Consider the following 7,311-nt stretch of genomic DNA (forward strand, 5'->3'; position numbering starts at 1 on the left):
ATATTTTTTTATAATTTTGAGCTATGTTTATTATTAATAAACTTTTATTCTGTTTTTATAGCAAAATACCAATATCATTGACCCAAGAATTGCAAAACCGATCATCGGTAGATGATCTTTTGCTTCTCCAGTTTGTGGAAATGTACTTCGTCCGTAATCATCAACAATTACCGATGGAGCATCTCCATTCGAACTTCCGGTCTTATGGTCAATCGTCTCAAGTCCTCCGTGAGGACCACTCCCTGTGTCAGATCCATTTCCGCCAAGGTTGCCATTGCTACCTGCATCAGTCCCAGGATTTCCAGTTCCGGGTTTAGTTGGTCCAGGCCTATGATCGTCATCGTTATCTCGATAAACCGTTACTGACGCCTCTGACGTTTTCGACATTGATCCACTATTTTCCAAAAACGTGGGGTTTCGCCTACTCGTATCTGATTGCGCCATGTTTAAACTCAGTCCACCGACAATCCCAACGACGATAGCAAAGCAAATACATATAAGACTAATATTCTTACGCTTGATCGATTTCTTCCTCGATCTCTTCGCCAACATGATCACACCTCTCTCATAGTAAATTTCACTTATCAAGTGATAAATTAATTAATAAAAAAAAGCGATTTTTTTATTAATTCCCCTTTTCGTTCTTCAGCAAATAATATTTCAGCATGTTCTCTGCGGAATTGAAATCAAACGGATCTTGACTAACTTGATAGATATATTTAAATCCTAACTTAGTGAGAACTAATTGCGGAACAGTATTATTCACCTTAACCGCTGCCCAAACCTCTAAAAGATGGAGTTGCTCAAAGGCGTATTGCAACATCAACTCGATTGCTTCAGTTGCGTAGCCAAGGCGCCGATAATCCTTTGAAATAACGAAGCCTATCTCTCTGGTCTTATCTAAGCCATTAGAAATCCCTCTTTCGTTAAGCTCAATAATTCCTAGCATCCGGTGATTCGATTTTAATGCAATAACGTAAGTGTTGGCAAGAACTAAATATTTATTAAAAATATTGATAATTTGATTATCATCTAACGAATATTCTAATCCTGCATTCTCATGGTTTTTGCGGTCTTTTAGTAGTTTCTTGAATTCAGAAAAATCATTTTCTTCAAAATTTCTGATCTCAATGTGTTCTCCGTTTAAATTCATTTTCAGTCTCTTTTCATATCATTTTAAACTTATGTAAATAATAACCATTTTATAGTGTACAATCTCGAAAGATTTTTTCAGTATCAAAAGTGATATCAAAATGATATCATTAAAGTATGAAAGAGAAAAAATTTTTACTCAGACTGGATCAAAGCCTCTACGATCAGATCGCAGCTCAGGCTAAAGCTGAAAGTCGCAGCGTGAATAATTTCATTGTCCACCTTCTTCAAGAAAATTCCAAAAAGGAAAGCTTGGAGAGTCGACAGTTTGTCGGGCAAATCATTAAAGGGAGTGAGATTTTAACCGACAGTGCCCTCGTGTCTGTAAATGGTATTTATTATAGATATAGTTTATCAAATGTCGATGTCGTTGATAGCTCCGCTTCATACGTTATTAGTGACGCTAATGGAAATATATTGACGTTGACCCAATTAACTTAAGGAGAATTTATATGCTTGGTATAAAAATCGTACATCAAAATCATAAAGGATTAGTTGAATTTCTTGGTAAATATCATCACAGTGTCGATGCTGGAATGCATTTTTACATTCCTTTCATTCAAAAAATCTATCCTGTCAGTTTAGCAATGAACCCGTTAAAATTGCCTGACTATTCGATCATCACAAAAGATAACGCCGACGTGCAAGCTAGCGTAACTTTGAACTATCACGTCACAGATGCTGTTAAATATCGCTACGAAAATACTGACTCGGTTGAATCAATGTCTCAACTAGTCAGAGGTCATCTGCGTGACATTATCGGTCGAATGGACTTGAACCAAGCATTAGGTTCAACTTCTAAGATCAATCAGGAACTCGCCACTGCTATCGGTGACTTAACGAAAACTTACGGTATCAATGTTGACCGAATCAACATCGACGAACTTAAACCTACCCCTTCGATCCAAGATTCCATGGATAAGCAATTAAAAGCCGACCGAGAACGGATCGCCGCTATCGCTAAAGCTGAGGGTGAAGCCAAGAGCATCGAGTTAACTACGAAAGCTAAAAACGATGCCTTAGTAGCAACTGCTGAAGCTGAAGCTCGTGCTACCAGAACTCGCGCCGAGGCTGAAAGTTTCCGGATCGACAAGATGAACGAGAGTTTGGACAAGGCCAAAAGCGGCTATTTCCAAAACCAAACAATCGACGCCTTTTCACAATTAGCTAATTCAAGTACTAATACTGTCGTGGTCTCTAGCGACCAAATCGGTGACCTAGGCAAGATCCCAGTCGTTAAAAAAATGCTTGATAACACTAAATAACATTTTTTCAATTTAAAGCTATAATCATATTTCTAGGTTTTTGAATAAATTTCATCTATACTATTATCAGTTAAAGGAAGGTGTGAATTTTATGGACGTTACATTTAAAGGTGAAGCAGTTAAAACAGTGGGTGAACCACCTGTAGTTGGTGATCAATTCCCTGATTTCACAGTTACTGATAAGGACGGCAACAAGGTTGCTTTGGCAGATCTACTCGACAAGCCATTGTTGATCAGTGTTGTTCCTAATATCAACACTAGTGTTTGCAGCATTCAAACTAAGAAATTCAATAGCGACGTTGACGGATACGCAGATGTTAACTTTGTAACAATTTCAACGAATACTGTCGAGGAACAAAGTCACTGGTGTGCTGCTGAGGGTGTTAAGAACATGAAGATGTTGTCTGACGAAAAACACGACTTCGGTAAAAATACAGGATTATTGATCGACTCAATGGGAATTTTAGGCCGTTCTGTCTGGGTTGTTGACACTAACAAAGCAATCCTCTACTCAGAGATCCTTGAAGAAGAAACAAACGAACCAAATTACGACAATGCACTAGCTGAATTGAACAAATTGAACTAGTCACAATAATATAGAAGAAAAGCGTTCAAAATCAATTGATTTTGAACGCTTTTTCTTTATTTTAACTATCCTCCGATAGCATATGTGACTGATGTAACTACTTCATTTATCAGTCGTTAAATGCGATTTATCGAATTTACAATTGTACTTTTTACAAAATTTTATCTTCGACGATGTTTGTTGAATGTCACTACGTGTAAGATGACTGATAATAAGACGAAGAATATTACCACGAAACTAACGTAGCTGATCCAGAAATTATCCATTGGCATGATAGCTTTAAGTGGAACCTGAATTCCCATCGTAATCAATGCCATGATGGCGATCATGAAGAATAATTGAATATATCTTTTCACGGTTGAATCATCCTTTTCTTCTTTTTTAGAAATCTTGTGGCCATATTTAGCACACAACTCGAGTTTCTTTTCTGGAATCTCTTTCATACCAAAGGTACCAGGTAAGACGATCTCACCCGTCTTGATAACGCCAGCGGCTGACATTACTCGGTCGATCGTTTTGAAAGTTTCATCGGTGATGCCAGTTAAGAAGTTCTCAGTGGTGCTCATGTAACAAGACGAAATGCTCAAATAATGCTTATCCTTAAAAGGTCCAGGAATGGTATCCCCGTTATCTTTAAAGTAAACAAATTTTGGCCGCATACAGTCAAAGAAATCCTTCAAACGACCCGGACATTCACGCCAGTATGTGGGAGCTGAGAACACCCAGACGTCGCTTTCCATCAATTTATCTGCTAATTGATCGAGTACAGGATTTTCTTCAGGATATTTGCGAGGTGTAATATCGTAATTTTCTAGATAAATTGTCTCCGTTTCGACACCCTCATCGACATTATCAAGAACGTGTTGCAACATTTGCGCATTTAAACCATGTTCTTTATGTGATGCTAAAATACCTAATATTTTCATAGTCCCCTCCTGTCTTCAATTATAACTAAATTCATTACACTGGCAAAAACAAATTTTTGTTGTTACAGTAAATGTATTAAAAGGAGGAATTCATATGAAGGTTCTTATTATTGGTGCACATGGAAAAGTTGGTCGTTTATTGATCAACGAACTCCAATCAAAAAACATTGATTTCGTGGCAGGTTTGAGAAGTCAAGAACAGATCAAAGCTTATTCAGACAACAATATTCCCACACAATACATCGATTTGACCGCTTCGATCGAGGAAATCAAGAATTCGATCACAGCTTCAGGTGCCGACGTCTTAGTCTTCACTGCCGGTGCTGGTGGTGCAGGTTACGACCTCACCATGGAAATCGACTTAGATGGTGCAATCAAGACCATGATGATTGCTGAAGCCATCGGTATCAAGCGTTATATCATGGTAAGTTCGATCTACAGTGATGACCGTAGTAAATGGGAAGCTTCAGGCATCAGACCTTACTTCATCGCCAAGCACTACGCTGACGAACACCTTCGTGGAACAACCTTGGATTACACAATCATCCATCCAGGTACTTTAACAGACAATGAATCCACCGGAAAAATCAAAGTACAAGCTAACAACGAAGGCGGCGAAGTTCCTCGGATAGACGTTGCCAAAGTAATCGCCCAAGCAATCGAAACACCTTCGACTATCAAAAAAGACATCAACTTCGTTAGTGGTGACGAAGATATAGAAAATGCCATTAAATAAGCATTAAAGACTACCATGCTTTTAACCACATTTAGATTAAACAAAAAAATCCAGCAAACTCAGTAATTGAGTTTGCTGGATTTTTTTAATTGTCATTAAATTTACCAACTATACCGATAGTAGGCTGAATATTAATAAAGGCATTCGGATCAACTTTTTTAACTGTTTGTTTGACGTTGTACAATTGGAACTTCGTCAAGACCATTGTCATTGATCCGATCTGCTCGCCGGAATAAGCACCGGTCAAGTTGTGATCAAGCGTGATACCACGATTCATCTTCTTCAACAAGACATCGGCAATTTCGTCGATTTGATGTGAGTAAATGATAACCGTGATCTTTTGTTGTTGAATGTACATCCGGTCGATCAAGATGTTAGTAATAAAGATCGAAACGATCGAATATAGTGCCAATTCCCAACCAAAGACGATCCCGGCAATACCGATGATAACGGCATTAACGATGAACCCAACTTGGCCCACGGTACCACCTTTAGTTTTTTGAATGATCAAGGCGATAATATCGGTACCACCCGTTGAAAAACCAAAGCGGAAACAAAATCCAGTACCGACACCAACCATGGCACCACCAAAGATCGAAGCTAGCATCGGATCATCTGTGATCGGATGCAATGGGATAAAGAGGATAAAGACTGAGGCCGAAACGATCGACAGTAAAGTAAACACCGTAAATCTCTTCCCAAGTTTTTTCCAAGAAAGCAAAACCAAAGGCACGTTGAGCAAGAAGTACCATAAGTAAACTTCGGTATTAACGTGAGCAAATTGGTTGATCAAGTTAACGATCAGCTGGGAAGCACCCATAACACCGGCAGTATAAATCTTCGTCGGCTGCAAGAGCAATTGGATCCCGACGGCTGAGGTAATCCCATAAAAAACCGCAGCCAGAATGTTCTTTGAGTATCCTTTAAACATGGCCATCGTCGCCACCCCCAAAAATTCAGTATTAGAAGATTATATAACATTAAAAAGCTAAATGATATAACAATTAACCACTTCTATCTGTAAGCCTATAACAAGAACGTATCCGATTTCAATGTTAAACTGATAATAATTAATAATATTTCAATCACGGAGGTCGTATCATGAAAAAAATTGGATTCGTCGGAACCGGAGTAATGGGAAGTGGCATCATCAATAACTTACTAAAAGAAAACTACAACGTCTCAGTCTTCACCAGAACCAAATCAAAGGCCGACCCACTAATCGAAAAAGGCGCCAAATGGTACGAAAGTCCTAAACAACTAACAGAAAACGTCGACATCGTCTTCACTATGGTAGGTTTCCCCCAAGATGTCAAAGAAGTATACCTAGACCAAGAAAAAGGCATCTTCCAATCCTTAAAACCAGGCCAAATAATAGTAGACATGACCACCAGCACACCAACCCTTGCCCAAGAACTAGGTGAAAAAGCCGAAAAAATGGGAGTAGAATGCTTAGACGCCCCAGTATCAGGCGGAGACGTAGGAGCAAAAAACGGCAAACTAACCATCATGGTAGGAGGATCAGAAAAAGCTTACCAAGAACTAGAACCGATCTGGAAAATAATCGGCCAATCAAACCACCGCTTCGGAAACTACGGAGCTGGACAACACGCCAAAATGGCCAACCAAATAATGATAGCCGGAACCATGACCGGCCTAACAGAAATGCTAGTCTATGCCAAAGCTGCCAACCTAGACCTAAACGACGTCCTAACCACCCTAGAAGGCGGCGGAGCTGACAACTGGAGCATGGAAAACTACGTACCAAGAATCCTAAAAGGTGACTTCAAACCAGGCTTCTTCTCAAAGCATTTCTTAAAAGATCTAAGAATAGCACTAGAAGAAAGCGAAAAAATGGGGTTAGATTTACCTGCTACTAAGCAAGCAAAAGAACTCTATGAAAAACTAGTCGATGAAAAAGGACTAGGAAACGATGGAACCCAAGCATTAGTCAAGTTGTGGTGGTAAAAAGTTAAACCAAACTCAAAAACAAATAGAGAAGCAAAAAAAAGTCATCAGAATGACCAAAAAAGGTCATCTGATGGCTTTTTAAATAATTGCAAAATAAAATCAGAAACCCCGCGAGAGCGAGAGAGAATCGAAAGCGCGAGCCAAAATTAATATAAAGAGAAAAATCAAGTAAAGTAAAAAAGGCGAGATTGCAAGAGAATCGAGCAAGCAAGCCAGAAAGCGAAAGCAAGAGAAGAAAAAAACTATCAACTCTTATCCAACAAATAAGGAAAGAAAAGATTGCAAAACAAAGGTAAGTCAGGAAACAAAATAAGCGGAGCTTTAGTCCCGCGCACCGAGAAGCAGCAAGGAGCAGAAACCAAGTCAAACCTTGCGCATAAAAACTAGGAAGCACCTACTTCCCCACTAAACAAGGGGGGATTGCACTACCCTAGGCGGAGGGGCCCGGGGATACAGCCCTCAGCCGCCAAATTCCTCTTTGCGACGAAGGAGCTTAGAGGAAGGCTCGTATTGGAGATGTCCGGGCGAACTTCCCGGATAGCTCCAATCGATGCCGTGAGCCATATTTTTCAACCGGACGATTTAAATATAATAATTTTTTAAGCAGCCATTCCTGACATTTCTCGCATTTCTGCAGGTGTTAATCCGTTATTTTTGGTTGTTCTTCTTTCTGTG

9 protein-coding genes are annotated in these 7,311 nt (G+C 39.4%); 5 read left to right on the forward strand and 4 right to left on the reverse strand.

Annotated features, from left to right (window positions below):
• Positions 1-33: 33 nt before the first annotated feature.
• Together EKM69_RS09315 and EKM69_RS09320 are read right to left on the reverse strand one after the other, a co-directional pair.
• Entirely contained in the window at positions 34-387 is a 354-nt protein-coding gene (locus EKM69_RS09315) for a hypothetical protein (protein ID WP_125710452.1), read from the reverse strand.
• A gap of 238 nt (positions 388-625) precedes the next feature.
• Positions 626-1,153: a GNAT family N-acetyltransferase gene (locus EKM69_RS09320; protein ID WP_125710454.1), complete on the reverse strand. Its 528-nt coding sequence runs from the start codon at positions 1,151-1,153 to the stop codon at positions 626-628.
• A gap of 116 nt (positions 1,154-1,269) precedes the next feature.
• On the opposite strand from EKM69_RS09320, the gene EKM69_RS09325 reads away from it, so the two are divergent.
• The 3 genes from EKM69_RS09325 to tpx all read left to right on the forward strand — a co-directional run bounded on the left by EKM69_RS09325 (position 1,270) and on the right by tpx (position 3,003).
• The gene (locus tag EKM69_RS09325; protein WP_125710456.1) at positions 1,270-1,593 is read left to right on the forward strand and encodes a toxin-antitoxin system HicB family antitoxin; all 324 of its coding nucleotides are present in this window, start codon (positions 1,270-1,272) and stop codon (positions 1,591-1,593) included.
• Positions 1,594-1,604: 11 nt separating this feature from the next.
• On the forward strand, positions 1,605-2,417 hold the full coding sequence (locus tag EKM69_RS09330) for an SPFH domain-containing protein (protein ID WP_125710459.1): 813 nt from the start codon (positions 1,605-1,607) through the stop codon (positions 2,415-2,417).
• Between the two features lie 91 nt (positions 2,418-2,508).
• Positions 2,509-3,003: a thiol peroxidase gene (tpx, locus tag EKM69_RS09335; RefSeq protein ID WP_125710461.1), complete on the forward strand. Its 495-nt coding sequence runs from the start codon at positions 2,509-2,511 to the stop codon at positions 3,001-3,003.
• Between the two features lie 161 nt (positions 3,004-3,164).
• Here tpx and EKM69_RS09340 read toward each other — a convergent pair whose 3' ends face one another.
• A complete protein-coding gene (locus EKM69_RS09340; RefSeq protein ID WP_125710463.1) occupies positions 3,165-3,929 on the reverse strand; it encodes a flavodoxin family protein in 765 nt (254 codons plus the stop codon).
• Between the two features lie 94 nt (positions 3,930-4,023).
• Here EKM69_RS09340 and EKM69_RS09345 point away from each other — a divergent pair, with 94 nt between their 5' ends.
• Positions 4,024-4,665, forward strand: coding sequence for an SDR family oxidoreductase (locus tag EKM69_RS09345; protein ID WP_125710465.1), 642 nt, complete (start codon positions 4,024-4,026; stop codon positions 4,663-4,665).
• Between the two features lie 85 nt (positions 4,666-4,750).
• On the opposite strand, the gene EKM69_RS09350 is transcribed toward EKM69_RS09345, so the two are convergent.
• The gene (locus tag EKM69_RS09350) at positions 4,751-5,602 is read right to left on the reverse strand and encodes a YitT family protein (protein WP_125710467.1); all 852 of its coding nucleotides are present in this window, start codon (positions 5,600-5,602) and stop codon (positions 4,751-4,753) included.
• Positions 5,603-5,766: 164 nt separating this feature from the next.
• On the opposite strand from EKM69_RS09350, the gene EKM69_RS09355 reads away from it, so the two are divergent.
• Positions 5,767-6,633, forward strand: a complete 867-nt coding sequence (locus tag EKM69_RS09355; RefSeq protein ID WP_125710469.1) for an NAD(P)-dependent oxidoreductase — start codon at positions 5,767-5,769, stop codon at positions 6,631-6,633.
• Positions 6,634-7,311: the final 678 nt, after the last annotated feature.

The organism is Companilactobacillus zhongbaensis (genome assembly GCF_003946515.1).
Taxonomy (GTDB): domain Bacteria; phylum Bacillota; class Bacilli; order Lactobacillales; family Lactobacillaceae; genus Companilactobacillus; species Companilactobacillus zhongbaensis.

Excerpts from the sequence above, each read along its gene's own strand:
- EKM69_RS09315 (WP_125710452.1), bottom strand. The coding sequence starts at position 387 with ATGTCGAAAACGTCAGAGGCGTCAGTAACGGTTTATCGAGATAACGAT.
- EKM69_RS09320 (WP_125710454.1), bottom strand. The coding sequence starts at position 1,153 with ATGAATTTAAACGGAGAACACATTGAGATCAGAAATTTTGAAGAAAAT.
- EKM69_RS09325 (WP_125710456.1), top strand. The coding sequence starts at position 1,270 with ATGAAAGAGAAAAAATTTTTACTCAGACTGGATCAAAGCCTCTACGAT.
- EKM69_RS09330 (WP_125710459.1), top strand. The coding sequence starts at position 1,605 with ATGCTTGGTATAAAAATCGTACATCAAAATCATAAAGGATTAGTTGAA.
- tpx (WP_125710461.1), top strand. The coding sequence starts at position 2,509 with ATGGACGTTACATTTAAAGGTGAAGCAGTTAAAACAGTGGGTGAACCA.
- EKM69_RS09340 (WP_125710463.1), bottom strand. The coding sequence starts at position 3,929 with ATGAAAATATTAGGTATTTTAGCATCACATAAAGAACATGGTTTAAAT.
- EKM69_RS09345 (WP_125710465.1), top strand. The coding sequence starts at position 4,024 with ATGAAGGTTCTTATTATTGGTGCACATGGAAAAGTTGGTCGTTTATTG.
- EKM69_RS09350 (WP_125710467.1), bottom strand. The coding sequence starts at position 5,602 with ATGGCCATGTTTAAAGGATACTCAAAGAACATTCTGGCTGCGGTTTTT.
- EKM69_RS09355 (WP_125710469.1), top strand. The coding sequence starts at position 5,767 with ATGAAAAAAATTGGATTCGTCGGAACCGGAGTAATGGGAAGTGGCATC.